This is a genomic window from Allobosea sp., from assembly GCF_035999205.1.
Taxonomy (GTDB): Bacteria; Pseudomonadota; Alphaproteobacteria; order Rhizobiales; family Beijerinckiaceae; genus Allobosea.
Genome location: NZ_DASYHA010000025.1, coordinates 839,876 through 866,300 on the forward strand (window position 1 = coordinate 839,876; position 26,425 = coordinate 866,300).

Sequence of the window (26,425 nt, forward strand, 5' to 3'; positions counted from 1 at the left end):
TCAAACGATACGCCAGAGGGGAACAGAGGGACGCTTATGGATGTTCGGCAACTGCGATGTTTCATCGCGGTGGCGGAGGAGCTGCATTTCGGCAGAGCGGCAGAGCGACTCGGGCTCGCGCCTCCCGCCCTTTCCCGGCAGATCAGCACCCTCGAGGAAGAACTCGGTGCCGTCCTCCTGACGCGAACCACGCGGCAGGTCGCTCTGACGCGCGCCGGCCTCGTCCTTCTTGAGGAGGGCCGGGCGATCCTGGCCCGGATGGAATATGCCGCGCGCGCCGTGCGCGATGCGTCGCTGGCCTCCGGCAAGCTGCTCCGGATCGGCGCGATCGATGCCGCCTCGTCGAGCTTCGTCCCCGAGGCGCTCGTCGCTTTCCGGGAGCGCTATCCCGGCGTCGAGATCAAGTTCGTCGAGGCCATGACGGCACCGCTGATCCAGATGCTGGAGGCAGGCAAGCTCGATCTCGCCCTGACACGCCCGCCACGCAAGCCCACCGACTGCGCCTATGAGGTGCTGCGCGTTGAGCGCCCGATCGTGGTGCTGAACGAGGCTCACCCCCTCGCCGCGCGCGACGGCCTGACGATGCAGGATCTGGTCGGCGAGCCCTTCGTGGTGCCGTCGAAGCGGATCCGCCCCTTCGCCTACGACCTCGTCATGGCCTATTTCGAAAGCGTCGGCGCCGTGCCCAATGTCGTGATCGAAGCGACCGAAAAGCCCGCCATGATGTCGGCCGTCGCGGCCGGGCTCGGCATGGCGCTGGCGCCGGACTGGGTCTGCCGGCTGAGCTTCCCGGGCGTGACGCTGCGGCGCCTGCGCGGCGCGATGCTCGATCCGCCGCCGCCCGGCGCCCTCGTCGGCGTCGCCTGGCGGCCGCACCAGAAGCTCTCCGCCCGCGACGACTTCCTCGCCATCCTGCGTGAGAGCGTCACGCTGATCGACGAGGGCAGCCCGCTGCCCTTCACCATGCCGGCGCAGGCCCGAAAGCCCGCGACACGCGCCGCCGCCCCCCAAACCGGAGGACATTGATGAGTCTCAACAGAATCGAGGCGGCCCGGAGCCTGCGCATACGCTCGACACAGGATTTTGCGGCCGGCCTATTCATGCTGGCCCTGGCCCTGCTGGCACTCTTCCTCTCGCGCGACCTGCCAAGCGGAACCCTGCGCCAGATGGGGCCGGGCATGCTGCCCAAGGCCTTCGCGACGATCTGCGCCGTCCTCGGCCTGCTGCTGTCGGTGAACTCGCTGCGCTACAACGGCGAGAAGCTCACCGCCCTGTCCTGGCGCGGGATCTTCTTCGTGCTCGGCGCAGCCTGCCTCTTTGGCCTGACCATCCGCGGCTTCGACATCGGCTCGCTCAAGGTCCCGCCGCTGGGCATGTTGGTATCGGGCCCGATCGTCGTGATCTGCTCGGGCCTTGCAGCCCCGGATGTGAGGATCAAGGAGCTCCTGATCTTCGCCGCGGCGATGACGATCGGCTGCGCGCTCCTCTTCAAATACGCGCTCGGCCTGCCGATCCCGCTCGCGCCCTGGCTCCTGGGAATCTGATCCATGACGGAAATGTTCGCCCATCTCGGGCTCGGTTTCGGGGTCGCGCTTACCCTCAAGAACGTCGCGCTGTGCTTTGTCGGCTGTCTCGTCGGCACGCTGGTCGGCGTGCTGCCCGGCGTCGGCCCGGTGGCCACCATCGCCATGCTGTTGCCGATCACCTTCGGGCTCGACCCGGTCGGCGCGCTGATCATGCTCGCGGGTATCTATTACGGCGCCCAGTATGGCGGCTCGACCACTGCAATCCTGGTCAACATTCCCGGTGAGGCGACCGCCGTCGTCACCACGCTCGACGGCCACCAGATGGCCAAGCAGGGCCGTGCCGGTGTCGCACTCGGCACCGCCGCGATCGGCTCCTTCGTCGCCGGCTGCGTCGCCACCGTGGTCATCGCGGCGCTCGGTGCCCCGCTGACGCGGCTTGCCCTGCTGTTCGGCCCTGCCGAATACTTCTCACTGATGGTGATGGGTCTGTGCTTCGCCGTGGTGCTGGCGCGCGGCTCGATCCTCAAGGCCTTCTGCATGATCATGCTGGGCCTGCTGCTGTCGACCATCGGCACCGACCTCGAGACCGGTCAGGAGCGCATGACCTTCGGCTTCGCGCCTCTGGCAGACGGCATCGACTTCGCCGTGCTGGCCATGGGCGTGTTCGGCTTCGCCGAGGTGCTGCGCAACCTGGAGAACCCGGAAGCGCGCGACGTCGTCAGGCAGAAGATCGGACGCCTGCTGCCGGACTGGAACGACATCAAGCAGTCGACCGCTCCGGTGCTGCGTGGCACCTTCATCGGCAGCATTCTTGGCATCCTGCCCGGTAACGGCGCCGTGCTCGGCCCCTTCGCCAGCTACACGCTGGAGAAGAAGATCGCCAAGGATCCCTCCCGCTTCGGCAAGGGTGCGATCGAGGGCGTCGCGGGGCCTGAATCGGCCAACAACGCCGGCGCGCAAACCGCCTTCATCCCGCTGCTGACGCTGGGCATCCCGCCGAATGCGGTGATGGCGCTGATGGTCGGCGCCATGACGATCCACGGCATCATCCCCGGCCCTCAGGTCATGACCAAGAACCCGGACCTGTTCTGGGGCATGATCGCATCGATGTGGATCGGCAACCTGATGCTGCTGGTGATCAACCTGCCGCTGGTCGGGCTCTGGGTGAAGTTGCTGCAGGTGCCCTACCGCCTGATGTTCCCGGCGATTCTGATCTTCTGCTCGATCGGCATCTACTCGGTGAACAACCAGCCGGTCGACGTCGCCTTCACCGCCTTGTTCGGCCTGTTCGGCTATCTGCTCATCAAACTCGGCTTCGAGCCGGCGCCGATGCTGCTCGGCTTCGTGCTCGGCAAGCTGATGGAGGAGAAGCTGCGCCAGGCCCTGATCATCTCGCGCGGCTCGTTCATGACCTTCATCGAGCGGCCGATCTCGGCAGGATTGCTGGTGGTCGCGGTCGCGATCCTCGTCATAGCGCTCCTGCCGTCCATGTCGAAGAAGCGCGACGAGGTCTTCACCGAATGACGGGGTTGCCGCGCCTCCGGCGCGGCCCCACCTTGGCCCCAACGATAACGAGGAAGGATTCACCCATGAAGAAGCTCGCACTCGGCCTCGCGGCCGCCGTGTCGCTGGCCTTCGCCGGCAACGCTGGCGCCCAGGGCTACCCGAACAAGCCGGTCACCATGATCGTTCCGTTCGCCGCCGGCGGACCGACCGACATCATCGCCCGCATCGTCAGCGACCACATGTCGAAGACGCTCGGCCAGCAGATCGTCATCGAGAACGTCGCCGGCGCCGGCGGCACCACGGGCATCACCCGCGCCCTCACCGCCGCGCCTGACGGCTACACCATCGCGATGGGCCATCTCGGCACCTTCTCGGCTGCGCCCGCCACCTACCCCAACCTGAAATACGATCCGCTCGACGGCATGCAGGCGATCGGGCTTGCCGGCGGCACGCCGATCCTGATCGTCGCCCGCAAGAACCTCGAGGCGCCAGACCTCAAGGCCTTCGTCGCCGCGGTCAAAGCCACCCCGGACAAGTTCAACGAAGCCCATGCCGGCCTCGGCTCGGTTTCCTGGACGACCTGTACCCTTCTGAAGGGTCAGCTCGGCGTGCCGAAGCTCAACGCCGTCGCCTATCGCGGCACCGGCCCGGCGCTCAATGATCTCGTCTCGGGCCAGATCGACTTCATGTGCGACCAAATCGTCAGCGTCGCCGAGCAGGTGAAGGCCGGCACGATCAAGGCTTATGCCATCGCCTCGGCCGAGCGCTCGCCGGCCCTGCCGGACGTTCCGACCACGAAGGAGGCCGGCCTGCCGGAGTACCAGATCGAGGCCTGGAACGGCATCGCCGCCCCGAAGGGCACGCCGAAGGAGGTCGTGGACCGGCTGGTCGACGCGCTCAACAAGGCGCTGAACGACGACAACACCAAGAAGCGCCTGCTCGAGCTCGGCACGGTCTTGCCGACCACGGCCGAACGCACGCCAGAGGGTTTCTCCGCCCTGATCAAGCGCGACGCGGCCAAGCTCGACCCGGCCCTGAAGGCTGCTCCCAAGTAGGCTCGATCGTATCGAGAGCATCATGACGGCGGGCCTCGGCCCGCCGTTTTCGTTTGCGGCGAGGCTTTTCCTCCGCCGAACCGATAACGTCTCAACCTCTTGATAAGCCGCTTCTTTCGAGCGCGCCCTGCGCGATTGTTACACGTCGTGACCGATTCTTGCGGAACCGCGACCGCCTGCGCCGGTTGTCCCCCCGAACTTTCTCTCGGAAGGAGAACAACCATGATCAAGAAGTTTGCTCTCGTCGCCGCCATCGTCGCGATTCCCGCCACGGCCTTCGCTCAGACCCAAGTCCAGCAGCAGCCCTCGGGCGGCGCAACGGGCGGTGCCGTCAGCGGCGCGACCTCGGGCGCCATCGGCGGCGCGATCGTCGGCGGCCCGGTCGGCGCGGCTGTCGGCGGTGTCGGCGGCGCGGTAGTCGGCGCGATCATCGGTGACGCTGCGTCGCCTAAGTTCCGCACCTATGTGGTGGAGCAGAACGTCCCGTCCTACACCTATGCGCAGCCGGTCGCGGTCGGCACCGTGCTGCCCGAGCAGGGCGTGGTCTATCGCGAGGTTCCGACCGAATACGGCGCGCCGACCGGCTATCGCTACACCGTCGTGAACGATCGTACGGTCGTCGTTGAGCCGCGGACCCGCCGCGTCGTGCAGATCATCAACTGATCGCAAGGCTGCGCTTGCAGCGCGGCGCCGCGGCCCGCCCTGGCAACGGGGCGGGCCGTTCTACGTTTCGCATGGGGTCATGCGGATCGAGGCTTCGTTGACGCTGCGGCCTCCTGCACACTCGGCTTTCCGCCCTTTTCCCGGCAGTTTGCGATCTCTCTTCGGAACTTGGCCGCCGCAGCTTCGTTGGTTCGGTAATCCCCAACCGATCAAGGAGACCCAGGATGATGAAGAGACTTGCCCTTGCCGCGGCACTCGCCGTGTTTCCTGCCGCAGTCTTCGCCCAGAGCACGGGTCCGGTCATTCGCGACCCGGCCGGCGGCTCCACGCGTGATCCGGCACTGGGCGTCGTGGTGCCCGGCCCTGCAATGGTGCGCGATCCTGCCGGTGGCTCGATGATCGACGACACCCCGCGCTTCCACACCTATGTCGTCGAGCAGCGCATCCCGTCCTACAACTACGCGCAGCCGGTCGTCGTCGGCACCGTCCTGCCCGAGACGGGAGTGGTCTATCGCGAGGTCCCGGTCGAGTACGGCGTCCACGGCTATCGCTACACCGTGGTGAACGAGCGCGCGGTCGTGATCGATCCGCAGACGCGTCGCATCGTGCAGATCATCAATTGATCGAAGGGGCTGCGCTTGCAGCCTTGCGCCCTGTCCGCCTCGGAAGCGGGGCGGGCTCTTTTTCCTCTCTCTGCTCGCCTCACGGTGGAACCGCGGCAGGGCGGTCGCGTTGTTATGGCTGTTCCAACCCAGCCAGGAGGTGAGCCATGATGAAGAGCATCGCATTTGCGGCCGCGCTCGCGATCATTCCGGCCAGCGCCTATGCCCAGAGCTACGGCCCGATCATCCGGGATCCGGCCGGTGGCTCGATGCGCGATCCGGCACTCGCCGGATATGGCTGGTACGGCGGCGCCTACGGCACATACGGCACGTACGGCGCCATCAACGAGTCGCCGCGTGTCCGGGTCTATGTGATGGAGCAGCCCGCGCCTGCCTATCGCTACGGGCAGCCTGTCGTGGCGGGCCCGGTCCTGCCGCGCGGGAACGTCGGCTATCGCGAAGTCCCGATCGACTACGGGTATCGCGATACGGCGGTGAACGACGACATCGTCGTGATCATCCAGCCGCGCAGCCGTCGCGTCGTGCGCACCATCGACTGAGTTTCCGAGATCCGCCGGGCGCTCGCGTCATCGCGACCTGATCGTTCGTCCGGATGCGAGCCCGCCCCCGCAAGGAGGCGGGCTTCGTCAGGGTGTTATCGAGCGAAATGGACACTTGGTCGCGTCAGGACGTGACCCAGCGAGCCTCAGCGCGTGCCGAACATGCGGTCGCCCGCATCGCCCAGCCCCGGCACGATGTAGCCGTGATCGTTCAAGCGCTCGTCGATCGCGGCTGTCCAGATCCGGACATCCGGATGGGCGCCACGCAGGCGCTCGACGCCTTCCGGCGCCGCCAGCAGACAGACGAAGCGCAGGTCCTTGGCGCCGCGTTCCTTCAGCCGGTCGATCGCGGCGACGGCGGAGTTGGCGGTCGCCAGCATCGGGTCCATCACCACGATCATGCGATCGGCGACGTCGGAAGGCGCCTTGAAGTAGTACTCCACCGCCTGCAACGTGTCGGGGTCGCGGTAGAGGCCGATATGGGCGACGCGGGCCGCCGGCACGAGTTCCAGCATACCGTCGAGGAAGCCGACGCCGGCGCGCAGGATCGGCGCGAAGACCAGCTTCTTGCCGGCGATGATCGGCTGCATCGACTTCTGCAGCGGCGTCTCGATCTCGACCAGTTCGGTCGGCAGGTCGCGCGTCACCTCGTAGCAGAGCAGCATGCCGATCTCGTTGAGGAGCTGGCGGAAGCTCTTGGTCGAGCGGTCCTTCTCGCGCATCAGCGTCAGCTTGTGCTGGACGAGAGGGTGATCGACGACGGTGACCCCGTCCGAATGCATGGTCATGCGGTCCGTTTCCCTTCTTATCTGCCCTCAACAGGCATCCTGCGGAGCCGTGCAGCGGCGTCTCGACGGATGATCCAGTGCGCTCTGGAGCATCCTTCGAGGCGCAAGGCTCACGCCTTGCTCCTCAGGATGAGGGCTGAGTCTGCTTTTCCAGATCTAGAATACCGTGCCGTCGCTGACGATCGTCAAGGGCGGGCCACCGCCCTCGCGCTTCTGGGCCGCGATGCGCCGGCCGGCCGCCCAGGTGCCGCCTTCCAGCACCTTCGCCAGCGGCAGCTCATCGCGGGTGCGGCCGAGGCGCTTGCGGATCAGACTGCCGATCTCGTCGAGCAGCGCCACCGTCAGCGCGCGCCATTCGACGACGAGTTCCGAACCGGCCTCATGGGCGCGCACAGCGTCGGCCTCGTCCTTCAGCGCAATCACGCCCAAGTCGAGCAGGAGGCCGCCATTGCGGTACTCGGGCAGGCCGGTGAGCTCGTCGATGTCGATGACCGTGACGCCGGCCCATTGCAGCGGCTCGATCAGCGAATAGGTCAGCCATTGCGAGAGCTTGTGGAAGGGCACGAGCCCGGCCGTCGTCGAACCCGGCGCGATGAGCGGATGGCGCCAGGTGTCGCCGAGCGCGACGCCCGCCAGCGTCAGCCGCGACGGCCAGATGCCGCCGAAGCAGGCAAGGACCTCGCCCAGCATGTGGCTGGCGCGCAGGGTGCCGGTTTCGGCCGCGGCAAGGAAGTGGTCGAACAGGTCGCCAGGCCGACTCATCCCCTGGCGCTCCAGCTCCTCGCCGAGCCGGTTGAGCAGTGCGGCACGCCCCTCGACGGCAAGCAGGGGATTGGCCGGTCCGGCCTGGAAACCGATGGCTAGCGCCTCGGGCTCCAGCCGCTTCAGCGCCGCCGCATCGACACGCAGCGGATCGCCCGGATCGCTCGAGAACAGGCCGGCTGCGAACATGTCGAGCGAGGCGAGCGCCAGCCCCTCGGAGCGCGCGACCTGCTTGCCGGTGACCACATCACGATAGGACCAGTCTGGCCCGGCTCCGGCGTCGAGCAGGACGCTGACGATGGCGAGGTCATAGGCCGCACGTCCTCGCTCGGTCGCGTCGCGGAAGTTCGCGCCGAGATCGAGCACGCTCCAGCGGTCGATGCCGGCGACGACGAAATGGCGCCAGCGGGCATGGAACGGGATATCGAGCGTCGGGTAGTTCAGTCGGATCGTGTCGAGCACGTAGTCCGCGCAGGCCTCCAGCCGCTCGGGATGAACGGCAAAGTGCAGCAGGCGGCCGGCCAGCCCCAGTTCCAGCATTTCCTGGGCACGGTTACGGATCGAGGCCGGTTTCAGAAGAAGGCGGATGGCCTCCGGATCGCGGTCTGCCATTGGTTCAGAACTTGTCGAGGTCGCGGCCGACCGTCGCCTTGAGGGCATTGTCGCCCGGGGTTCCATCGGGCGAGTAGTAGCCGGCCGCCTTCTTGGCCTCGATCTCGACCGAGGCATCGGGCGGGATCAGCTCGGGCGGGATCGCGACGCGCTCGCCGATCTCGATGCCGGATTCGACCATCGCGTCGTATTTCATGTTCGACATCGACATCAGCCGGTCGATCCGGGTGACGCCGAGCCAGTGCAGCACATCCGGCATGAGCTGCTGGAAGCGGGCATCCTGCACGCCGGCGACGCATTCGGTGCGCTCGAAATAGGTTGCGGCGCTGTCGCCGCCCTCCTGGCGCTTGCGGGCATTGTAGACAAGGAACTTCGTGACCTCGCCGAGCGCCCTGCCCTCCTTGCGGTTGTAGACGATCAGACCGACGCCGCCGCCCTGCGCCTCCTTCACCGCCTCCTCGATGCCGTGGATGAGATAGGGCCGGCAGGTGCAGATGTCGGAGCCGAAGACATCGGAGCCGTTGCATTCGTCATGGACGCGGCAGGCGACGCGCTTCTTCGGGTCGGTGATGGCCGAGACCTCGCCGACGACATAGGCCGTGATCGAGCCGATCGGCGGCAGGAAGACGCGCAGGTCCGGCCGCGTCACCAGCTCGGGATACATGCCGCCGGTCTGCTCGAAGAGCGTGCGGCGGAGCTCGTTCTCGCTGGTGCCGAAACGCTCGGCGATGCCCGGCAGGTGCCAGACTGGGTCGATCGCGATCTTGGTGACACTGATGTCGCCCGAGGTATGCAGGATATGATCATCGGGTGCCAGCCGGTGCGCCGCCATCGCAGCCAGGATCTCCGGGAGGTTCAGCCGCGCCTTGGTGATGGCGATGGTCGGGCGGATGTCGATACCCTCGCCGATCCACTGGCCAAAATCCTGCGCGACGCGATGTCCGAACGGGTCCATCGAGACGATCTTCCCCGGCTGGAACCATTGCGGCTGCTCGGGGATGTCGACGGTCGGATAGGTGTTGCGCAGGTCCGGTCGCTGCGACGGGTTCATCGCACGGGCCGAGATCGCGAGCGCACGGTAGACGGAATAGGAGCCGCCATGGGCGCCGATGACGTTGCGGTCTCCCGGCGTCGTGGTCGACGCGATGATCGGGCCGCGCTCGGCCGGCGTCGCGGCACCCCATCGGATCGGAAACCGCGCCGCGGCGCTGCCGGGCTCGGGGTGCGAGGTCAGCCTGATATGGGTCGTGCGGTTCGACGCGCTCATGGCGATTTCGCCTGCAATAGGAAAGGGCCCCGCGACGGAACCGTCCGGGGCCCTCTGGACCTATCGAAGTGTGCATCAGCGCAGGCTAAGCGTCAATTGCGTCGTCATTTCCGGCCGCAGCGCAGCGAAGCGCCGAGAATCTCCCGCATGAGATGCTCGGGTCTTCGCCCGAGCATGACGTCGAGCCTCCTCAGAACACCGCGAGATAGCGCAGCAGCGAGATGATGCCGATGACGATGACGATGATCTGAACGACGTTCTTGATCTGGGCGTCGAGCGGCAGCATCCGCACGAGATAGAGCACGAGGCCGATGACGAGGACCGTGATCAGCAGCGAAATGAGAATGCCCATTGAAATGAACCTTTGAATCGGCCGTCAGCCGGCCCCCCGGAGCCGATGCCGCGACGCATTTCGCGGCACCCCAATCCGATGACAGAACGTCGCAGGGTGGGAATAGGTTCCGTGGGGGCGGCGAACGCCGACAAAGGGGCTCGTCATGGTCGGGGTTGACCCGACCATCTCATGAACCAGAGCCATCTCGTCACGAGATGCTCGGGGCAAGCCCGAGCATGATCGCGGCGTCAGCCCGCAATCCGCCCGAAATCGGCCACGGCGAGCGTCGCCGCGCGGAGCTGGTTCAGCAGCTTGAGCCGATTGGCACGCAAGGCCGGATCGGGGTCGTTGACCGTGACCTTGTCGAAGAAGGCATCGACCGCCGGGCGGATTTCGGCCAGCGCCGACATCGCGCCCTCATAGTCCTCGGCGGCGACGGCAGCCTCGGCCTTCGGTGTCGCCTGCGAGAGTGCGACGGCCAGCGCCTTTTCCTCGATCAGCCCGGCATCGGCGATGAGCTGGAGATCGGCCGCGCCCGCAAAGGCGCCCTCGCCGTCCTTCTTCTCCTCCGCCTTGAGGATGTTGGCTGCGCGCTTGTAGCCGGCGAGCAAGCTCTTGCCGTCCTCGGTTTCGAGGAAGCGCGACAGCGCCGCAACACGGCGGGTGATGAGGAGCAGGTCGTCACTGCCGGACGCCCCCTCGCCCAGAACGGCGTCGACGAGATCATGCCGCGCGCCCTGATCGCGGAGCATGACCTTCAGACGGTCGTGGAAGAAGGAGAGGAGATCGGCATCCTTGACCACCTGCGCCAGAGGCAACCGCACCCCGTTTTCCACCACCAGGCGGATCACGCCCAGCGCCGCTCGCCGCAGCGCGTAAGGGTCCTTGCTGCCGGTCGGCTTCTCGTCGATGGCCCAGAAGCCGACAAGCGTGTCGAGCTTGTCCGCCAGCGCCACCGCGACTGAGACCGGATCGCTCGGGACGCGGTCGGAGGGGCCGAGCGGCTTGTAGTGCTCCTCGATCGCCGCGGCGGCGGACGCGTCCTCGCCCTGCAGTTCGGCATATCTCCGGCCCATCAGGCCCTGCAGCTCGGGGAACTCGCCGACCATCTCGGTCGGCAGATCGGCCTTGGCGAGCTTGGCGGCGCGCTCGGCCTTCTCCGCGTCGGCGCCGGCGATCGGCGCGAGTTCCCGCGCCAGCGCGGCAATGCGCTGGACGCGCTCGCCTTGCGTGCCGAGCTTGGCGTGGAAGACGACGCCGAGCTTGTCGAGCTTGGCCATGCGCTGGTCGAGCGGCTTCGACAGGTCGAGCCCGAGCTTGTCGGCGCTCGCCTGCAGGGTGTCGAGGTCGGGCAGCGGGCCGCGATCGGTCTGCCAGAAATAAGCGGCATCCGAGAGGCGGGCGCGCACGACGCGGCCGTTGCCGGCGGTGATCGCCGTGCCGCCATCGCTGGCGACGAGATTCGCGGTCAGCAGGAAGCGATTGGCGAGATTTCCGGTCGCCGGATCGCGCAGCACGAAGCATTTCTGGTTGGCGCGGATGGTGGCGCGGATCGTCTCGGCGGGGATGTCGAGGAAGCGTTCCTCGAAGGATCCCATCAACACGACCGGCCATTCGACCAGCCCCGCGACCTCCTCCAGCAGGCCCTCGTCCTCGACCAGTTCGAGCCCCTGCGCGAAGGCGAGCGTCTTGGCGTCGGCGAGGATGATCTCCTTGCGCCGGTCGGCATCGAGCACGACCTTCGCCTTCTCCAACGATGCGACGTAGTCGTCGAAACGCTTGACCGTGATCGCGCCCGGCGCATGGAAGCGATGACCATAGGTGACGTTGCCCGAGACGATGCCGTCGACATCGAAGGCGACCACCTCCGGATCCTCGGTCTCGGCGCCGAAGGTGCAGAGGATCGAATGCAGCGGACGCACCCAGCGCAGGCTGGCGCCGGCGGCCGAAGCCTTGCCCCAGCGCATCGATTTCGGCCAGGGGAAGGATCGGATCACGGCCGGGACGATCTCGGCGATCGCGGCGATTGTTTCCTGGCCGGGTTTCTCGATGACGGCGATGTAGCTGTCGCCCTTCTTGGGGTCGCTGACGATCGTCGCCTGGTCGAGCGAACTCAGGCCGGAGGCCTTGAGGAAGCCCTGGATCGCGGCATCGGGCGCGCCGACGCGCGGACCCTTCCGCTCTTCGCGGACATCGCGGCCTCGCACGGGCAGGCCGGCGACGTGCAGCGCCAGCCGGCGCGGCGTGGCGAAGGCCTTGGCGCCCTCATAGACGAGGCCGCGTTCGACCAGCGCATCGGTGACGAGCTTGCGCAGATCGTCCGCCGCCTTGCGCTGCATGCGGGCGGGGATCTCTTCGGAAAAGAGTTCGAGCAGGAGATCGGGCATCAGTTGGCTCCCCCGCCGGCGGTCTTCAGCCAGGCGGCGCCGCAGGCCTTGGCGAGCTCGCGGACACGCAGGATGTAGCTCTGCCGCTCGGTGACCGAGATCACCCCGCGCGCATCAAGCAGGTTGAAGGTGTGTCCGGCCTTGAGGCACTGGTCATAGGCCGGCTGGACCATGAGATGCCGGTCGCCGGCCTCGCCTTTTTCGAGCAGGGCACGGCACTCGGCCTCCGCTTCGGCGAAGCGCCGGAACAGCGCGGCCGTGTCGGCATGCTCGAAATTATAGCGCGAGTACTCCTGCTCGGCCTGCAGGAAGACATCGCGATAGGTGACCTTCTGGTCACCTTCGAGGCCGTTGAAGTTGAGCTCCATGATGCTCTCGACGTTCTGCAGGTAGCAGGCGAGGCGCTCGAGGCCGTAGGTCAGCTCGCCGGAGACGGGCGCGCATTCGATACCGGCCACCTGCTGGAAATAGGTGAACTGGCTCACCTCCATGCCGTCGCACCAGCACTCCCAGCCCAGGCCCCAGGCACCCAGCGTCGGGTTCTCCCAATCGTCCTCGACGAAGCGGATGTCGTGCACGGCCATGTCGATGCCGATCGCCTTCAGCGAGTCGAGATAGAGCTCCTGCAGGTTCGGCGGGTTCGGCTTCAGGATGACCTGGAACTGGTAATAATGCTGGAGCCGGTTCGGGTTTTCGCCATAGCGGCCGTCCTTCGGGCGGCGCGACGGCTGGACATAGGCCGCGTTCCAGGGCTTCGGGCCGAGCGATCGCAGCATCGTGCCGGGATGCGAGGTGCCGGCGCCGACCTCCATGTCATAGGGCTGCAGCACGACGCAGCCACGCTCGGCCCAGAAGCGCTGCAAGGTCAGCAGCAGCCCCTGGAAAGAGCGCGTCGGGTTCAGAGCGTCGGGCAGTGCGGCGGGGGACATGTCTGGGGCGGCCAAGACTGAAGCCTTCCGAATTCTTTGGGATCGCCGCGTGCTTAGGGTCTGCCGCCCGCCCCGGTCAAGCGCGGGAGGGAACCGAACCGGACAGCTTCCGTTCATCCTTGGCACGATAAAGACCAAGCATCCGCTGGATTCGCGGCGTTCGGGGCGAGCGCTTGAGCCGGATCGGCGGTCTGTACGAGTAGGAGACCAACATGCTGCCAACCCGCATCGCCGCCGCCACACTCGGCGCTCTCGCCCTTGCGGCCACCGCCTTTGCTGCCGCTCCCGCAACGGCCGCGCCCATTTCCGCCGGCACCTTCCAGACCGCGCCGGCCGAGGGCGGGCTGGTCCAGGAGGCGCAATATTACGGCCCACGGCGCTATTACGGGCCGCGCCGCTATTACGGCCGCCCGGCCTATCGTCCGCGCTGCTTCTGGAGCGATCGTCGCGTCTGGAACGGCTATCGCTGGGTCGTGCGGCCGGTGCGCGTCTGCCGCTGAGGCGGGTTTCGCGCGCCGAGATGTGGCCGCAATGTGAAGACAAGCTGAACGGCGCGGCATGGTGCCGTTCAGCACCGGGGACCTAGAGTCACCCCACTCAGGACGGCGGTCGACCGCTTAGCGGAAGCTGGCGGCACCCTTTCGAGGAGGATCACATCCATGTTCCGCAAGGCGCTTCTCGCGATCGCAACGGCGACGACCCTCGGGGGTCTGGCGCTCGCCGCAGCCCCCGCCAGTGCGGCGCCTGTCGCTGCCGGCCAGACCGTTCAGACAGATGCCGGCCTGCTCGAACAGGCCCAGTATTACTATGGTCCGCGCCGCTATTATGGGCCGCGCCGGTATTACGGCCCGCCGCGCTACTACGGACCGCGCTATTATGGCCCGCGCCGCTACTACGGGCCGCCGCGTTACTACGGGGCGCCGCCGCCGGTCTTCGTACCGCCGGTCGCGCCGTTCTACGGGCCGCGCTACTACTACTGATCGCGGGATGGCGGCTCGGTCTCTGCCGCCATCGAAAGCCCCGCCCTGCCCCGGTGCAGCGCCTCGCTCTCCGGCGTGAAGCCGCCACCGCGCAGGTTGAGAACCAGAGCCGGCAGCAGCGCTGCCGGCTTTTTGCTGCCGAGCACGGCGGTCACCAGGATGCGGATCGCCGGGCGCTCGGCCAGGGCGTGAACCGGCCGGATCGCGACATCGCCGAAGCCGGTGGCGAGGCCGTCCAGCACCTGCGCCAGCGCCTCGGCCCGGTGGATCAGCACAATCCGCCCGCCCGGCCGTAGCAGCCGGCGTGCCGCCTTGAACCAAGGAGCGAGCGTGCCTTCCACGACATGGGCGCCTCGTCGGTTCGGCACGGGCGAGGCCTTGTGTTCCCCGCGCGGATAGAAGGGCGGGTTCATCGCGACGCAGGCGAAGCTTGCCGCGCTCAGGCCGAGCGCAGCCGCCGGGCCAGTGACGTCGCCGGCGACGACCGAAACCCGGTCATCAAGGTGATTCAGGCTGATGTTGTCGGCGGCCAAGGCCGCCAGCGCGGGATCGCGCTCGAGCAACACGACCCGCAACTCCGGCTGTGCCAGTGCAGCGGCCAGACCGATCGTGCCGACGCCGCTGCCGATGTCGAGCAGCGGGCCTTCGCCGAGTTTTGGCAGCGCCGCCGCGAGCAGAACCGCATCGCTGCCGGCGCGATGGCCGCGCTTCGGCTGGCGCAACAGGAGACGCCCGTCGAGAAGGTGATCCTCAACGATTTCGCCCAGCCCCCGGGTGTCGTCATTCATCGCGCAATTCGCCGCCGAAGCCAGCCTCGATCAAAAGAGCGCGAGCCCGCATGCGGTCGGCATCGCGCACAAGCAACCGGCGCGGGAAGGCACCGATCATGCCTTCGAGCGCGCTGATGTGCTGGTCGGCGACCAGGCAGTCGAGATTGGCCGAAGCCAGAAGCGCCTCGATGGCGCCAAGCAGGACGAGATCGTTGGTGCGGACGAGTTCATGCATCGTCTGATGGAGCCCATCCGCAGCCTTGCGCGCAAGTCCCCGTTTGCGCCTGCGGCGACATTGCCGGTTTGCGGGGGCTGGTCACCCATGCAAGGGATGTGGCAAGGCTTTACTGCGCCGCAAAATGCGCAGGCCAGCGGAGTGGATCGAGATGGGTGTCGTCGTCGCGTTCGAGGACAAGGAAGCTGGACAGGGCGCCGGAAACGCCCGGATCGAGACCCTGGTCGATCTCGTTCGCGCCGATATGGAGCGCGTCAATGCGATGATCCTGTCGCGCACCGGCTCCGATGTGACGATGATTCCGGAGGTGGCGAACCACCTGATCTCGTCGGGCGGCAAGCGCCTGCGGCCGATGCTGACGCTGGCGACGGCGGGCCTCTGCGGCTACCGCGGCGAGGGCCATGTCAAGCTCGCGGCCTCCGTCGAGTTCATGCACACGGCGACGCTGCTGCATGACGACGTCGTCGACCAGAGCGACATGCGCCGCGGCAAGCTCGCCGCGCGGATGCTCTGGGGCAACGAGGCCAGCGTGCTGGTCGGCGACTTCCTGCTCGGACAGGCGTTCAGGATGATGGTCGAGGTCGGCTCGCTGCGCGCGCTCGACATCCTGTCCACGGCTGCCGCCGTGATCGCCGAGGGCGAGGTTCTGCAGCTCTCCGTCGCCAAGAACACGCAGACCACCGAGGACGAGTATCTCGCCGTGATCCGCGGCAAGACGGCTGAACTCTTCGCCGCCGCCTGCGAGGTCGGCCCGGTGATCGCCAACGGCTCCAAGGCCGATGCCGCCGCCTGCCGCAGCTATGGCCTCAATCTCGGCATCGCCTTCCAGCTCATCGACGACGCGCTCGACTATGGCGGCGTCGCCGCCAAGCTCGGCAAGAACACCGGCGACGACTTCCGCGAGGGCAAGATCACGCTGCCCGTCGTACTCTCCTTCCGGCGCGGCAGCGATGCCGAGCGCGCCTTCTGGAAGCGCACGCTGCAGGACGGCGAGATCCGCGACGGCGACCTCGAGGAGGCGCAGGCGATCATGAAGCGCCATCGCGCGCTGGACGACACGATCGAGCGTGCCGAGCACTATGCCAAGATGGCCAAGGACGCGCTCGGCCTGTTCCCGGCATCGCCGATGAAGCAGGCGCTGAACGAGACGGTCGACTTCTGCGTGGCCCGCGCTCATTGAGCGGGCCAGAACGGGTCGGCTAGGGCACTCCCCAAGCACTGCTGCGCTGGCGTGGCGGACTCGATTTGCCTATCAGGCTCTGTGGTTCAGGGCTTGAGGGACGAGGCATGCGCGCCAACCGGGATGCGGTACAGCCAATGGCCGCACGAGCGCGCCGACTCGGGCTTGCAGGCAAGTTCGATGACGCGCATGCGCTGCTGGACGAGGCCGAGGAGTTGGCTGAGGGGTGCGCCGGCTCGCTGGCCTCCTGCGCCATCGAGCGCGGAAGACTTCAAAACAGCGCCGGCTTCCCACAGGAGGCCCTGCCCTTTTTCCTGAAAGCGTGGGAGCTGGCACGCGAGGCTGGTGAGCACGGCCCGGCCGTGGATGCTGCTCATATGGCCGCGATCGTCGCGCCTGTGGATGAAGCTGCTGCCTGGGTCCGGACCGCCCTCGCCTATATCGAGGCGCATCCCGGCACCGAGCACTGGCGCGGCCCACTCTACAACAACCTCGGCTGGAGCTATTTCGAGGCCAACCGCTTCGAGGAGGCTCTGGCCGCCTTCCGCCAGGGTGTGCTGATCCGCGAGGCATCAGGCCAGCCCCGTGAGCTGCGGATCGCGCGCTATACGGTGATCCGCAGCCTGCGGGCGCTGGCGCGGTACGAGGAGGCGATCGCGCTCGGCGAAATGGTCATCACGCTCGCAGACGCCAGCGGTGAGGCAGCCCCGTTCGTCTATGAGGAACTGGCGGAATGTCATGCAGCGACACGGGACGAGGCCATGGCGAAGGCTTATGCCAAGCGGGCCGTCGCGGCTTTCGAGCACGACATCCAGTTCCGCAGCAACGAGCCAGCGCGGTTCGCGCGGTTGCTCGACCTCGCCAGCAGTTTCAGTCCGGCGACGCAGTAAATCTAGCTCAGGGACCGGCCAGAAAGCGGTCGTGACCATTGCGATCCGGAACCGGCTGTTGGCGGGCGCCGTTGATCCACCGCCAATGGAGACATCCGGCGGAGGCGAAGAGATGACCATGAAACTCTCGGGCGGCTGCAATTGCGGACAGGTTCGCTACGAACTCGACGGCGATCCCATTCGCGTCGGCATCTGCCATTGCGAGACTTGCCGGAAGGGGTCCGGCTCGGCCTTTTCCTTCTTCGGCATTTGGCCCAAAGCCAGCGCAAGCTTCTCGGGTGAGCTCGGATGCTGGGAAAGTCGTGCGGGCGGCGAACGCTTCTGTCCGCAGTGCGGCTCGCCCCTGTTCTGCTGGGCGGACGATGCCAACGAGATCGAAATCAAGCTGGGCACGCTTGACGGCGGACCCAGCGAAATGCTGCCGGCCTATGAGCTCTGGACCATCCGCAGGGAGCACTGGTTAGGACGGCTCGAGTGCGCCGAACAGCATCAACGCGATCGGCATGAGCCTGCGGATTGACCGCGGCGCCCCTCAGCGCAGCATGGTCGGCTTCACCCACCAACCCGGCTGCGCCCGAGCCAGCGCCTTTCCGGCAGTGGCGCTGGCGCGGCAATCGTCGAAGAGGGCGAAGCAGGTCGCGCCCGAGCCGGACATGCGGGCGAGCCGGCAGCCCGGAAGGTCGCGGAGCTGGTCGAGCACGGTGTCGAGGACCGGCGCGACGCGTCTTGCCGGCGCTTCGAGATCGTTGCCGCCCTCCGCCAGCGACGCGACCAACCCGGGGACGTGGTCGTGCCGGAGCGCATTCGCCTTCCCTGCCCCTGGGCCGACGTCGCCGGCACGCAGCCCCAGCGCCCTGAAAACGGCCGCTGTTTCGACAGGCACGCCCGGATTGACCAGCAGTGCGAAGAGCGACGGCAGGGGCAGCGCCGGGCCGAGTCGCTCGCCAATGCCGGCCATGATGCGCGCACGTGACTCGAGGCAGACGGGGACGTCGGCGCCGACACTGGCCGCCGCGCGAAACAGTGCGGGATCGTCCGGCTTCAAACCGTTCAGCCGCGCGAGCAGACGCAGCGCGCCGGCCGCGTCGGCCGAGCCGCCGCCTATTCCGGAAGCCACAGGCAGCCGCTTGACGAGGTGAAAGCTGCCGCTGCGGAACTGGCCGGCGGGGCCCGCGACCTCGGCGGCAAGGGCCCGCGCCGCGCGCAGGACCAGATTGCCGTCATCGACCGGCAAACCCGCACCCTGCGGGCCTGCGATGGTCAGGGCGAGACGACGGCCGGGTTCGAGCGAGAGCACGTCACCGACGCCCGCAAAGGCGACGAGGCTTTCCAGTTCATGATAGCCATCGGCGCGACGTCCAAGCACGCGCAGCGTCAGATTGACCTTGGCGCGGGCGCGAGTGCTCAGCGATGCAGGCACGAAGGGCTCGGCGGCAGCGTTCAGCCGCCGTCCTTCTTCGGCTCGGTCTCGTCCTTGGGCTCGACCGCGTTGTTCGCCGAGGGGCCGTCCTCCATGCCACGCTCGATCTTCCGCTTGATCTTGACGAGATCCTCGGGCTCGGGATTGAGGTCGCGGGCATGGTTCCACTGGAAGCCGGCCTCAAGCCTGCGACCGACCTTCCAGTAGACATCGCCGAGATGGTCGTTGATCACCGGGTCGGAGGGGCGCAGTTCCATGGCGCGCTCCAGTTCGCGCGTTGCCTCGGCATAGCGACCGAGACGGTAATAGGCCCAGCCGAGCGAATCGGTGATGTAGCCATCGCGCGGGCGCAGTTCGACGGCGCGGCGCAGCATCTCGAGCGCCTCGTCGAGCTTGAGATGCTGGTCGACCAGCGAATAGCCGAGATAGTTCAGCACCAGGGCGCGCTCGCGGCCGAGCGGCTCGGGCAGCAGGTCGAGCGCCTTGCGCAGATCGGCCTCGGCCTCGGGCCAGCGCTTGATGCGCTCGCGGGCGATGCCGCGGAAATAGAACAGGTCCCAGTTGGCGCGGCCGGGCGAGGCCAGCTTGGCGATCGCCTTGTCATAGGTATCGGCCGCCTCCTGGAACATCTTGCGCGAGCGATAAATGTTGCCGAGCGCCGAAAGCGCGTCGATATCGTCCGGCCGCTCGGCGATCAGGGCCGTGAGGTGCTTCACCGCCTCATCCGCCTTGCCGAGATTCTCCAGAGCGAGCCCGGCCTGGATCTCGGCATTGGGACGCAGCGGCGAGGTGGTCGGCATCTTCTCGTAGACGGCGACCGCGTCCTCGGGCTGGCGCGCGCGCTCCAGGATGTCGCCCAAAGTCAGGATCGCGAGGTCGTGATTCGGGTCGAGATAGATGGCGAGGCGCAGATAGAGCAGCGCGGCCGCCTCATCGCCCTGACGATTGCCGGCGCTGGCGAGGCCGTAAAGCACTTCGGCCGCGCCCTGCTGGGCGTTGCCGACCTGCCGCGGGGGCGCCTGCTTCGCGGCGACCTTGGCGAGGCCGTCGCGGACGATCGGGTGATTCGGCAGCAGGCGATCGAAATCGCCATAGGTCACCGCCGCGGCTTCGAAGTCGCCGTTGCGCGCCTGCATGCGGGCCCAGAGATCGACCAGGCGGAGCGTCGTCTTCTCCGAATCATAGGCCGCCTTGAGGCGCTTCTCGGCATCGGCCTTGCGGCCGGCGGCATCGAGGATGAGGCCGGCGTGATAGTCGCGGAAGAGATTGTAGGAGGGCTCGCCCTTCAGCCGCTCCAGCGTCTCGATGGCGCGTGTCGCCTGGTTGGAACCGAGATAGGACCAGGCCGAGAGCAGCGTCGCCGTAATGTCGGCCGCACGGCCACGGCCGCCGCGCTGGAGATGGTTGCGGGCGGTCTGGTAACTCTTCTGCTTGAGCGCGCGGATGCCGATGGCCAATTGCGCCAGGCCGTTGCTCGGATCGCGCTGGATCAGCTTGTCGGCGGCGCGGAAGGCATCCGGCATCGCGCCATCGGCCAGGAAGGCCACGAAAGCGCGTTCGAGAAGATCGTTGTTCTGCGGATCGCCCTTGATCGCCTCGCGCAGATAGACCGACGCCGCGCCGAGATCGCGCCCGGCGCCCGCCACGATCGCGGCAAGGTAGTTGCCCTCGAGGCTTTCGGCCGTGTCCAATTGCTCGTTCGTGCGCGGGGTAGCCCCCTGCGCCGCCGCACCGACGGGCAAGGCGATGAGCAATGCCAAGGCAGCCGCCGTGATCGGGCCACGGCTCTTCATTCCAAATACCACGACTGCCATTCTCCCTCGGTCCGCCGCCACGATCATCGCGGGGGGCGTGGTCGTCAGCGCGACCGTGACCGCTTCGCGTATTGACGCAAGATGGCCCTTTCCAGGCAGGCGGGCAAGCCGTGCACCACCCGAAAGGCGCCGTTTCGTAGCAGGCGTGCCACAGTGGCGCGATGCGATGTGCGGCTATCGGGCCCGGCCAGAGATATCGCCCCGCCCGATCCTTGCTGCCCGCAAGAAAAAAGGGCGCGCCATCGTCGGCACGCCCTCCATTTACCCGCGCTTCGCGGCGAAACCGCGATGGCTGGCCGCGATAATCGGCCGCAATCACATATTCGCGTAGCCGGGCCCGCCGCCACCCTCGGGCGTCGTCCAGGTGATGTTCTGTGCGGGGTCCTTGATGTCGCAGGTCTTGCAATGCACGCAGTTCTGCGCGTTGATCACAAAACGCGGCTCGGTCTTCGCCTCGGCATCCTTGTAGACGACCTCGTAGACGCCGGCTGGGCAATAGAGCCGCGCCGGCTCGCCATAGAGCGGCAGATTCTTTTCGATCGGGATCGACGGGTCGGTCAGCTTCAGATGCGCCGGCTGGTCCTCCTCATGATTGGTCGAGGAGAGGAAGACCGAGGACAGCTTGTCGAAGGACACCTTGCCGTCGGGCTTGGGATAAGTGATCGGCGTGACCTCGGCGATCGGCTTCAGCGTCGCGTAGTCGGGCTTGCCATGTTTCAGCGTGCCGAAGGGCGACCAGCCAAAGAGCTGGTTCAGCCACATGTCGATGCCGCCGAGCGCGATGCCGGCGAAGGTGCCCCATTTCGACCAGAGCGGCTTGACGTTGCGCACCGGCTTGAGATCGGCGCCGATGGCGCTTTCGCGCCAGCTCGTCTCGATCTCGACGACCTCGTCATGCGAGCGGCCAGCGGCGAGCGCAGGCACCAGTTTCTCGGCCGCTAGCATGCCGGAAAGCACGGCGTTGTGGCTGCCCTTGATGCGCGGGACGTTGACGAAACCGGCCGCGCAGCCGATCAGCGCGCCGCCCGGGAAGGTCAGTTTCGGAACCGACTGGAAGCCGCCCTCGGTGATGGCGCGCGAGCCGTAGGACAGTCGCTTGCCGCCCTCGAAGACGTCGCGGATCAGCGGGTGCGTCTTGAAGCGCTGGAACTCGTCGAAGGGCGACAGAGTCGGATTGCTGTAGTTGAGATGGACGACGAAGCCGACCGAGACCAGGTTGTCGTCGAAATGGTAGAGGAACGAGCCGCCGCCGGTCGTGTTGTCGAGCGGCCAGCCGAAGGAGTGCTGCACGCGGCCCTTGTGGAACTTCTCCGGCTTGACCTGCCAGATCTCCTTGAGGCCGATGCCGTATTTCTGCGGCTCGCGCCCCTCGTCGAGGCGGAACCTGCGGATCGCGATCTTGGAGAGCGAGCCACGGGCCCCCTCCCCCAGCAGCGTGTAGCGGCCGCGCAGTTCCATCCCGCGGGTGAAGCGCTCGGAGACCGTGCCGTCCTTCGCAATGCCCATGTCGCCGGTGGCGATTCCGGCGACTGAACCGTCTTCATTGAAGAGGAGTTCGGCGGCGGCGAAGCCCGGATAGATCTCGACGCCCAGCGCCTCGGCCTGCGCGGCGAGGTACTTCGTCACCAGACCGAGCGAGCCGACGAAATTGCCGTGGTTATTCATCAGCTTCGGCATGCCGAAATTCGGCAGGCGAATGCCGTTGGGCGCGGTCAGGAAATAGAAGATGTCCTCGCTGACCTCGGTCGTCAGCGGGCGCGCCTCGTCCTTGCGCCAGTCCGGCAGGAGCTTGTCGAGACCAATCGGATCGATCACCGCGCCCGACAGGATATGCGCACCGACCTCGGCGCCCTTCTCTACGACGACGACGGAGATACTCTCGTCGAGCTGCTTGAGACGGATCGCCGCCGAAAGTCCCGCGGGGCCGGCACCGACGATGACGACGTCATAGTCCATGCTCTCGCGCGGTTCGGCCTGTGCCTGTTCGAGATCCATCCTGCCCTCCGAAGGCCCCGCACGGCCTCAAAGCCAATTAGTTTACATATGAACTATCTTGCTTGCCCGTTCAAGCCGGCCGGCGCGACAGTCTGGAAACCCTCTATCCAAGTGCGCGGTTCAATTTGCAACCGCATCCGCTCGCGAAGTCGCAGCCAGCCGTGATAGACAGAGCGACGATGTCCCTGACCGCAGCGCCCGACCCCGCCGAGCTCCTCGCCTGGTATGCCGATATGGGCATCACCGAGGCGCTGGACGAAGCGCCTCACGACCATTTTGCGCCTCCACAGGCCGCTTCGGATGCGTCGCGCGCCCGGCGGACACTGCCCCCGCGCGCCGGGCAGGACGCTGCCGTGATGCGCCCCAATGCCGCGGCCGCCACGGCACCCGACGACGCCACACTCAGCGCTAAGGCGCTGGCGCAGGAGGCGATGACGCTCGATGCGCTGAAGGATGCGCTGGCCCGGTTCGACGGCTGTGCCCTGAAGGCGACCGCGAAGAACCTCGTCTTCGCCGACGGCAACCCGGAGGCGCGGGTGATGATCGTCGGCGAGGCGCCGGGCGCCGACGAGGATCGCATCGGCCTGCCCTTCGTCGGGCGCTCCGGCCAGTTGCTCAACCGAATGCTGGCGGCGATCGGGCTCAGCCGCAAGGACGACGTCTACATCGCCAACGTCGTGCCGTGGCGGCCTCCGGGCAACCGCACGCCGACGCCGCAGGAGGCTGCAATCTGCCTGCCCTTCATCCAACGCCAGATCCAGCTCGCCGACCCCGACATCCTGCTCTGCCTCGGCGCGCCCTCGGCCCAGGCCCTGCTCGGGTTCAAGGGCATTACGGGTTCACGTGGCAAATGGGTGGAGTATGACACCGGGACACGGCGGATCCGCGCCGTCGCCTCGCTGCATCCGGCCTATCTGCTGCGCCAACCCTTGCAAAAGCGCTTCGCCTGGCGCGACCTGCGCGCGCTGAAGGCCGCGCTCGAAGCCGGTGCGGACGCCGGAACCGCAGGCGACAGCGCGGGTTGAATGACCGCTTGAGTTCCTGCCGTCCCTCGCTGAGATTGCGGGCAGGCTTGGAATGCGGGCAAGCTTCAAGATTGCAGGCAGGCTTGCGGGGATGACGCCATGCAGTGGGAAGATTATCGCCAATCGGAGAACCTCGAGGATCGGCGCGGCGGCGGCGGCAGTTTCGCCGGTCTCCCGGGCGGACGCGGCGGGATCGGCATCGGCACCATGGTCGTGCTCGGCCTGGTCGGCTGGGCGCTCGGCATCGATCCGCGCCTGCTGATCGGCGGGGCCGAGCTCATCGGTGGCATTGGCGGGCGCCAGGCGCCGACACAGGAATCGCGCCGCTCATCGGGGCCGCCCCAGGACGAGATGGGCCGCTTCGTCTCGGCCGTGCTCGCGCAGAACGAGGACATCTGGTCGAAGGTCCTGCCGCAGCAGGCGAATATGCGCTACGAGGCGCCGCGGCTCGTGCTGTTCTCGGGCGTCGACCGCTCGGCCTGCGGCACCGCGCAATCGGCGATGGGGCCGTTCTATTGTCCGCCGGACAAACGCGTCTATCTCGACCTCTCCTTCTTCCAGGAGATGCAGCGCAAGCTCGGCGGCGGCGGCGACTTCGCCTATGCCTATGTCATCGGCCACGAGGTCGGCCACCACATCCAGAACCTGATCGGCATCCTGCCCAAGGCCAATGCCCTGCGCGAGCGCTCGGACGAGCGGCGCGCAAACGAGATCTCGGTCCGGATCGAGCTGCAGGCGGATTGCTTCGCCGGCGTCTGGGCCCACAACATCCAGGCGATGGGGCGCATCGATCAAGGCGACATCGAAGAGGCGATGCGCACGGCGGCGGCGATCGGCGACGACAAGCTGCAGAAGGCCTCGCAGGGGGTCGTCGTGCCGGATTCCTTCACGCACGGCTCCTCGGCGCAGCGCCAGCGCTGGTTCAACACGGGCTTCCGCACCGGTTCGATGCAGAGCTGCGACACGTTCAAGACGCAGCAGCTCTAGGGGCCGTCGCATCCGTCATTGCGGGGAGCGAGAGCGACGAAGCAATCCAGGCAGACGTCTGACTCTGCCGCTGGATGACTTCGCTTGCTCGCAATGACGGGAAGGGCCCGCGCACCTCAGCCGCGATATTGCACGTCGCTGACATGCTCGAGCCAGTCGACCGGCGAGCCGTTCAGCTTCTCCTGAAGCGCGATATGGCTCATCGCGGTCGTCGCGGTCGCACCATGCCAGTGCTTTTCGCCGGGCGGGAACCAGACAACGTCGCCGGCGCGGACCTCCTCGATCGGCCCGCCTTCACGCTGGACCCAGCCGCAACCGGCGGTGACGATCAGCGTCTGACCCAGTGGGTGCGTGTGCCAGGCGGTGCGGGCTCCGGGCTCGAAGGTGACGAGCGCCGTCGCGATGCGGGCGGGTTCGGGCGGGTTGAACAAGGGATCGATCCGAACCGAACCCGTGAAATACTCGGCCGGCCCCTTCCCGGAAGGCTGCGAGCCGCTGCGCTTGATCTCCATCGTCGTTCTCTCCTGCCCTACTTCGGGACACCGTTGATGACGAAGAGGGCCCGGATGAACTGATCCGGCGGGAAACTGCCGAAGCTGCGGGCATAGATCTGCTTCACACGATCCGTGCGATAGAGCTCGGCCAGCGTGGCATCGACGAGCAGGCGCAGCTTTTCATCGCCGCGCGGCAGGGCCAGCGCATAGGTCTCGAAGGTGAAGTACTGGTCGGACAGCTTCATCCCGGCGCGGTTCTGGCTGTTCGTCAGATGATAACTCAGAATGCCACGGTCGGCGAAGTAGGCGTCGATCCGTCCCGCAGCCAGGCTGCGAACGCCGTCGGGATGCGTCTGCATCGGGATGACCTCGGCCTGGATCTTGAGTTGCGACAAGGTCGCCTTCAGCACGTCCTCGGTCGTCGTGCCCCGGAGCACTCCGACCTTCTTGCCGCGCAGTTCTTCGAGTCGGTAAAATTCGCTGGCCCGGTGAAGCACTCCGGCGCCATCAATGAAAGTCGGAAGGGAGAAATCGACGATGGCGCGACGCGACATGGTCATGGATGTCGGGTCGCACAGAAGATCGATCTTCCCATCTCGCACGGCGTCGAACCGCGAAGCGGACGAGACCTCGACATACTCGATCTTCAGGGCTGGAATCGCCTGCGAATTCCTCACGGCCTCAGCGACCTCTCGGCAGAGATCGACGATGTAACCTGACGGCTCACCGCTGGTCGTGCGATAGGAATAGGGTGGCGCATCGGCCCGGATACCGAGCCGCAATGTGCCGGTCTCACTTGCCCGCGCGAGAGTGTCTGCCGCCAGGCTTGCGGTCGACATCGCCATGCACAGCAGCGCGGTCCAAAATATTGGCATGGTCGCCATCCCCCTTTGGCAAGGGCGCAGAATAGACCAGCTGGATCGGATTGAAAAACGTCGTTTCCGCGACTGATCACCGGTGGCGCACGCCGCAACGACGATACGTGCCGCATCCCGGGGAGGTGCCGAGGCGTGACCTTCCGGCCGCCCTCGCCTCAGCCTGCGACCGCGCGCTCGCGCCTGACGCCCAGGCGGCGCGGCGCAGACCCGAGCCGGCCGGCCAGGACATGCCCCTTCGGCACGATCAGACCTGGTCGCAGGCGGCGCGGACCGAAGGAGATCGCCGCGCGCTCGCGCAGCGAACCGGCCACGCCGCGCAGCGCGATCAGGGCCGGCGCATCCGGCGCGACGATGAGATGGCGCTCGACGGCCTGGGTCCAGTGCGGCTGAGGTACATCGCCGGACTCGAGCAGGAACAGCCAGTCGCCACGGGCCTGGGCGGCGCCGAGATGCCAGCCCTCCGCCCCGCCGGCGCGGAGATAGCTCGCGCCGGTCGCGTCGGCGAGACGTTCTATGTCGGTCCGTCCAGCGGCATCGATCACTACGGCATGGCCGAGGAAGCCATCCGCTACGGCCGGGATCAGGACGGAGAAGGTCGCGGCAAGCGCCTCGACCGAGCCACCGACCCGCGAACCATCGACCCTTATGACCGCCGTGAGCATGCGCAATCCCTTATGGCGCAGCGCAGCATGTCGCAATCCTGTCACTTGCAATTCGTTCTCTTTATGTTCACATTGAACGTCAAAGAAGCGACCGATTCCGACGA

General features: G+C 67.0%; 29 protein-coding genes. 14 read left to right on the forward strand and 15 right to left on the reverse strand.

Features of this window, described 5'->3' with window-relative positions; all coding sequences use genetic code 11:
• Window positions 1-36 precede the first annotated feature (36 nt).
• The 7 genes from VGN82_RS19345 (at window position 37) to VGN82_RS19375 (ending at window position 5,912) form a co-directional block, all read left to right on the forward strand.
• A complete protein-coding gene (locus tag VGN82_RS19345; protein ID WP_327528667.1) occupies window positions 37-1,026 on the forward strand; it encodes a LysR family transcriptional regulator in 990 nt (329 codons plus the stop codon).
• On the forward strand, window positions 1,026-1,544 hold the full coding sequence (locus tag VGN82_RS19350; protein WP_327528668.1) for a tripartite tricarboxylate transporter TctB family protein: 519 nt from the start codon (window positions 1,026-1,028) through the stop codon (window positions 1,542-1,544). Before VGN82_RS19345 ends, VGN82_RS19350 begins: the two co-directional genes overlap by 1 nt.
• Window positions 1,545-1,547: 3 nt before the next feature.
• Window positions 1,548-3,050: a tripartite tricarboxylate transporter permease gene (locus VGN82_RS19355; protein ID WP_327528669.1), complete on the forward strand. Its 1,503-nt coding sequence runs from the start codon at window positions 1,548-1,550 to the stop codon at window positions 3,048-3,050.
• A gap of 65 nt (window positions 3,051-3,115) precedes the next feature.
• The gene (locus VGN82_RS19360; RefSeq protein WP_327528670.1) at window positions 3,116-4,087 is read left to right on the forward strand and encodes a tripartite tricarboxylate transporter substrate-binding protein; all 972 of its coding nucleotides are present in this window, start codon (window positions 3,116-3,118) and stop codon (window positions 4,085-4,087) included.
• A gap of 222 nt (window positions 4,088-4,309) precedes the next feature.
• Window positions 4,310-4,750, forward strand: coding sequence for a DUF1236 domain-containing protein (locus VGN82_RS19365; protein ID WP_327528671.1), 441 nt, complete (start codon window positions 4,310-4,312; stop codon window positions 4,748-4,750).
• A gap of 227 nt (window positions 4,751-4,977) precedes the next feature.
• Complete coding sequence (locus VGN82_RS19370; protein WP_327528672.1) at window positions 4,978-5,373, forward strand: DUF1236 domain-containing protein; 396 nt, start codon at window positions 4,978-4,980, stop codon at window positions 5,371-5,373.
• Between the two features lie 146 nt (window positions 5,374-5,519).
• Window positions 5,520-5,912, forward strand: coding sequence for a DUF1236 domain-containing protein (locus VGN82_RS19375; protein ID WP_327528673.1), 393 nt, complete (start codon window positions 5,520-5,522; stop codon window positions 5,910-5,912).
• 146 nt (window positions 5,913-6,058) lie between these two features.
• Here the strand turns inward: VGN82_RS19375 and upp are convergent, their stop codons facing one another.
• From upp to VGN82_RS19405, 6 genes are all read right to left on the reverse strand, one after another.
• A complete protein-coding gene (upp, locus tag VGN82_RS19380) occupies window positions 6,059-6,694 on the reverse strand; it encodes a uracil phosphoribosyltransferase (RefSeq protein WP_327529184.1) in 636 nt (211 codons plus the stop codon).
• 162 nt (window positions 6,695-6,856) lie between these two features.
• Window positions 6,857-8,074, reverse strand: coding sequence for a URC4/urg3 family protein (locus VGN82_RS19385; protein ID WP_327528674.1), 1,218 nt, complete (start codon window positions 8,072-8,074; stop codon window positions 6,857-6,859).
• Between the two features lie 4 nt (window positions 8,075-8,078).
• Window positions 8,079-9,341, reverse strand: coding sequence for a GTP cyclohydrolase II (locus tag VGN82_RS19390; RefSeq protein WP_327528675.1), 1,263 nt, complete (start codon window positions 9,339-9,341; stop codon window positions 8,079-8,081).
• A 190-nt stretch (window positions 9,342-9,531) separates the two neighbouring features.
• Window positions 9,532-9,693: a Thivi_2564 family membrane protein gene (locus VGN82_RS19395; RefSeq protein WP_181300606.1), complete on the reverse strand. Its 162-nt coding sequence runs from the start codon at window positions 9,691-9,693 to the stop codon at window positions 9,532-9,534.
• A 230-nt stretch (window positions 9,694-9,923) separates the two neighbouring features.
• Window positions 9,924-12,062 carry a glycine--tRNA ligase subunit beta gene (gene glyS / locus VGN82_RS19400; protein ID WP_327528676.1) on the reverse strand — a complete coding sequence of 713 codons (2,139 nt, stop codon included), beginning with the start codon at window positions 12,060-12,062 and terminating at the stop codon, window positions 9,924-9,926.
• The gene (locus tag VGN82_RS19405; protein WP_327528677.1) at window positions 12,062-12,991 is read right to left on the reverse strand and encodes a glycine--tRNA ligase subunit alpha; all 930 of its coding nucleotides are present in this window, start codon (window positions 12,989-12,991) and stop codon (window positions 12,062-12,064) included. Before VGN82_RS19405 ends, glyS begins: the two co-directional genes overlap by 1 nt.
• Before the next feature lie 212 nt (window positions 12,992-13,203).
• On the opposite strand from VGN82_RS19405, the gene VGN82_RS19410 reads away from it, so the two are divergent.
• Both VGN82_RS19410 and VGN82_RS19415 read left to right on the forward strand, forming a co-directional pair.
• A complete protein-coding gene (locus tag VGN82_RS19410) occupies window positions 13,204-13,491 on the forward strand; it encodes a hypothetical protein (RefSeq protein WP_327528679.1) in 288 nt (95 codons plus the stop codon).
• A gap of 159 nt (window positions 13,492-13,650) precedes the next feature.
• The gene (locus VGN82_RS19415) at window positions 13,651-13,971 is read left to right on the forward strand and encodes a hypothetical protein (RefSeq protein ID WP_327528680.1); all 321 of its coding nucleotides are present in this window, start codon (window positions 13,651-13,653) and stop codon (window positions 13,969-13,971) included.
• Here the strand turns inward: VGN82_RS19415 and VGN82_RS19420 are convergent.
• Window positions 13,965-14,759, reverse strand: coding sequence for a tRNA1(Val) (adenine(37)-N6)-methyltransferase (locus tag VGN82_RS19420; RefSeq protein ID WP_327528681.1), 795 nt, complete (start codon window positions 14,757-14,759; stop codon window positions 13,965-13,967). The genes VGN82_RS19415 and VGN82_RS19420 overlap by 7 nt on opposite strands.
• Complete coding sequence (locus tag VGN82_RS19425) at window positions 14,752-14,976, reverse strand: putative signal transducing protein (RefSeq protein WP_327528682.1); 225 nt, start codon at window positions 14,974-14,976, stop codon at window positions 14,752-14,754. Before VGN82_RS19425 ends, VGN82_RS19420 begins: the two co-directional genes overlap by 8 nt.
• 151 nt (window positions 14,977-15,127) lie before the next feature.
• On the opposite strand from VGN82_RS19425, the gene VGN82_RS19430 reads away from it, so the two are divergent.
• Window positions 15,128-16,156: a polyprenyl synthetase family protein gene (locus VGN82_RS19430; protein WP_327528683.1), complete on the forward strand. Its 1,029-nt coding sequence runs from the start codon at window positions 15,128-15,130 to the stop codon at window positions 16,154-16,156.
• 86 nt (window positions 16,157-16,242) lie between these two features.
• Here the strand turns inward: VGN82_RS19430 and VGN82_RS19435 are convergent, their stop codons facing one another.
• Window positions 16,243-16,533, reverse strand: a complete 291-nt coding sequence (locus VGN82_RS19435) for a hypothetical protein (RefSeq protein ID WP_327528684.1) — start codon at window positions 16,531-16,533, stop codon at window positions 16,243-16,245.
• Here VGN82_RS19435 and VGN82_RS19440 point away from each other — a divergent pair, their 5' ends adjacent.
• Both VGN82_RS19440 and VGN82_RS19445 read left to right on the forward strand, forming a co-directional pair.
• A complete protein-coding gene (locus VGN82_RS19440; RefSeq protein ID WP_327528685.1) occupies window positions 16,534-17,046 on the forward strand; it encodes a tetratricopeptide repeat protein in 513 nt (170 codons plus the stop codon).
• Between the two features lie 118 nt (window positions 17,047-17,164).
• Window positions 17,165-17,566, forward strand: a complete 402-nt coding sequence (locus tag VGN82_RS19445; protein ID WP_414644354.1) for a GFA family protein — start codon at window positions 17,165-17,167, stop codon at window positions 17,564-17,566.
• Window positions 17,567-17,578: 12 nt separating this feature from the next.
• Here the strand turns inward: VGN82_RS19445 and VGN82_RS19450 are convergent, their stop codons facing one another.
• From VGN82_RS19450 to VGN82_RS19460, 3 genes are all read right to left on the reverse strand, one after another.
• Complete coding sequence (locus tag VGN82_RS19450; protein ID WP_327528687.1) at window positions 17,579-18,466, reverse strand: 4-(cytidine 5'-diphospho)-2-C-methyl-D-erythritol kinase; 888 nt, start codon at window positions 18,464-18,466, stop codon at window positions 17,579-17,581.
• A 20-nt stretch (window positions 18,467-18,486) separates the two neighbouring features.
• A complete protein-coding gene (locus VGN82_RS19455) occupies window positions 18,487-20,259 on the reverse strand; it encodes a tetratricopeptide repeat protein (protein ID WP_327528688.1) in 1,773 nt (590 codons plus the stop codon).
• Between the two features lie 336 nt (window positions 20,260-20,595).
• Complete coding sequence (locus tag VGN82_RS19460; RefSeq protein ID WP_327528689.1) at window positions 20,596-22,275, reverse strand: electron transfer flavoprotein-ubiquinone oxidoreductase; 1,680 nt, start codon at window positions 22,273-22,275, stop codon at window positions 20,596-20,598.
• Between the two features lie 179 nt (window positions 22,276-22,454).
• Between VGN82_RS19460 and VGN82_RS19465 the strand changes: the two genes are divergently transcribed.
• Window positions 22,455-23,300 carry a uracil-DNA glycosylase gene (locus VGN82_RS19465; RefSeq protein ID WP_327528690.1) on the forward strand — a complete coding sequence of 282 codons (846 nt, stop codon included), beginning with the start codon at window positions 22,455-22,457 and terminating at the stop codon, window positions 23,298-23,300.
• 99 nt (window positions 23,301-23,399) lie between these two features.
• The gene (ypfJ, locus tag VGN82_RS19470; protein WP_327528691.1) at window positions 23,400-24,287 is read left to right on the forward strand and encodes a KPN_02809 family neutral zinc metallopeptidase; all 888 of its coding nucleotides are present in this window, start codon (window positions 23,400-23,402) and stop codon (window positions 24,285-24,287) included.
• Window positions 24,288-24,403: 116 nt separating this feature from the next.
• Here the strand turns inward: ypfJ and VGN82_RS19475 are convergent, their stop codons facing one another.
• From VGN82_RS19475 to VGN82_RS19485, 3 genes are all read right to left on the reverse strand, one after another.
• The gene (locus tag VGN82_RS19475; RefSeq protein ID WP_327528692.1) at window positions 24,404-24,799 is read right to left on the reverse strand and encodes a (R)-mandelonitrile lyase; all 396 of its coding nucleotides are present in this window, start codon (window positions 24,797-24,799) and stop codon (window positions 24,404-24,406) included.
• 17 nt (window positions 24,800-24,816) lie between these two features.
• Window positions 24,817-25,656 carry an amino acid ABC transporter substrate-binding protein gene (locus VGN82_RS19480; protein WP_327528693.1) on the reverse strand — a complete coding sequence of 280 codons (840 nt, stop codon included), beginning with the start codon at window positions 25,654-25,656 and terminating at the stop codon, window positions 24,817-24,819.
• A gap of 158 nt (window positions 25,657-25,814) precedes the next feature.
• The gene (locus tag VGN82_RS19485; protein WP_327528694.1) at window positions 25,815-26,321 is read right to left on the reverse strand and encodes a glycosyltransferase family A protein; all 507 of its coding nucleotides are present in this window, start codon (window positions 26,319-26,321) and stop codon (window positions 25,815-25,817) included.
• Window positions 26,322-26,425: the final 104 nt, after the last annotated feature.